Raw genomic sequence first — 2,137 nt, 5'->3', positions numbered from 1 at the left:
CTGCGCGCTCCAGAACGCCTGCGCCGCGCCGGCATCGCGGCCTTGCAGCCAGCCGATGTAGTCGGCGAAGCGGCCGGCGGCGGCGGGCACCGCCTCGCCGGCATACTGGCGCAGCACCTCGCCCAGCAGTTGCGCGGTGCTCCAGCCGTCGAGCAGCAGGTGGTGCACGGTCCAGACCAGGTGATGGCGGCGCGGGCCGGTGCGGATCAGCGCCAGGCGCATCAGCGGCGGGCGCTCGAGGTCGAAGCCGCGCGCGAGATCGTCGGCGGCGAAGCGGTCGAGCGCCGGCTCGCAACCGGCGGCGCGCGCGGACCAGTCCTCGTGCGTGACCGGCAGTTCCACTTCGCGCGCGACCCATTGCAAGGGCTGCTCGCCGCGCTGCAGGAAGCCGCTGCGCAGCGTGTCGTGGCGCGCCAGCGCCGCGCGCCAGGCCAGCGCGAAGCGCGCCGCGTCCAGCCCGTCGATGTCCACCCGCAACTGGTTCACGTAGGCGCCGCCGCCATCGGCCGCGCTGGCGCTGTGGTAGAGCATGCCGGCCTGCATCGGCGAGAGCGGATACAGGTCTTCCACCTCGGCGGGCGCCAGCCCCTGCGCCTGCAATGCGTCGAACTGGTCCTGCCGCAGGCCCGCCAGCGGAAAGTCCTCGCTGCGCAGGTGCGTGCGCGGCGCGGCCGCGCGCGGCGCCGGTTGCGCGCTGGCGGCCGGCATGGCCAGCGGCACCAGTGCCGCCGCCACCGCGGCCAGTGTCTGCTGCTCGAACAGCTGCTTGGGCGTGAGCAGCCAGCCGGCGCCGCGCATCCTGGCCACGATCTGCAGGCTCAGGATGGAATCGCCGCCCAGCTCGAAGAAATTGTCGGCGCGGCCCACGCGCGCCACCTTCAGCACCTGCGCCCAGGCCTCGGCCAGTTGCGTCTCGGCGGCGCCGGCGGGCGGCGCGAAGGCGGCGCTGCCGGCGAATTCCGGCGACGGCAGCGCGCGCCGGTCCAGCTTGCCGTTGGCGCTGACCGGCATCGCCTCCAGCACCAGCAGCGCGGCGGGCACCATGTAGTCCGGCAGCGCCTGCGCCAGCCACGCGCGCAGTTCGGCCACGTCCGGGCTGGCGCCGGCGGCGCCGACCACGTAGGCGGCCAGCCGCGCCGGGCCTTCGCCGGCCGGCGCCACCACCACCGCCTCGCGCACGCCCGGGTGGGCCAGCAGGCGCGCCTCGATCTCGCCCAGCTCGATGCGCAGGCCGCGGATCTTGACCTGATGGTCCAGCCGCCCCAGGTACGCGATCTGCCCGTCCGCGCGGCGGCGCGCCAGGTCGCCGGTGCGGTACAGGCGCTCGCCCGCCGCGCCATGCGGATCGGCGACGAAGCGCTCGGCGGTCAGCGCGGCGCGGCCCAGGTAGCCGCGCGCCAGCCCCGCGCCGCCGAGGTACAGCTCGCCGGCCACGCCGTCGGGCAGCGGATGCAGCGCGCCGTCCAGCACGTGGGCGTCGACATTGGCGATGGGGCTGCCGATCGGCACCGCGCTGCCGCCGTCGTCGCGGCAGGTCCAGTGCGTGACGTCGATGGCGGCCTCGGTCGGCCCGTACAGGTTGTGCAGGCCGGCGTGCGGCAGCAGCGTCATGGTGCGCCGCGCCAGCGCCGCCGGCAGCGCCTCGCCGCTGCACACGATGTGGCGCAGCGTGGCGCACGAGGCCGCCACCTCGTCGTGGGCGACGAAGGCCTGCAGCATGGCCGGCACGAAATGCAGCGTGGTCACGCCGTGGCGCGCGATCAGCGCGGCGATGCGCGCCGGGTCGCGATGGTCGCCGGGCGCGGCCAGCACCAGCCGCGCGCCGGTCATCAGCGGCCAGAAGAACTCCCACACCGAGACGTCGAAGCTGAACGGCGTTTTCTGCAGCACCGTGTCGCGCGCGTTGAGGCCGTATTGCGCCTGCATCCACCACAGCCGGTTGTGCAGCGCGCCGTGGCGGTTGCCCACGCCCTTGGGGCGGCCGGTGGAGCCGGAGGTGTAGATCACGTAGGCGAGGTGGTCGGGCAGCAGTACCGGCGCGGGGTCGTGGTCTGCGCCATCGGTTTCCTGCACAGGCTGCGTCAGGTCGATTACCTCGACCGCGCCCGGCAGCATCGGCAGCAGGTCGGCGCGCTGC

1 protein-coding gene is annotated in these 2,137 nt (G+C 74.9%); it reads right to left on the bottom strand.

Annotation, left to right across the window (positions count from 1 at the left end):
* On the bottom strand, positions 1-2,137 hold a 2,137-nt coding region (locus K206_RS40490; protein ID WP_043367944.1), incomplete at both ends, for a non-ribosomal peptide synthetase.

The organism is Cupriavidus sp. WS (assembly GCF_000395345.1).
GTDB classification, from domain to species: Bacteria; Pseudomonadota; Gammaproteobacteria; order Burkholderiales; family Burkholderiaceae; genus Cupriavidus; species Cupriavidus basilensis_B.
This window is presented reverse-complemented; position numbering and strand designations above follow the sequence as displayed.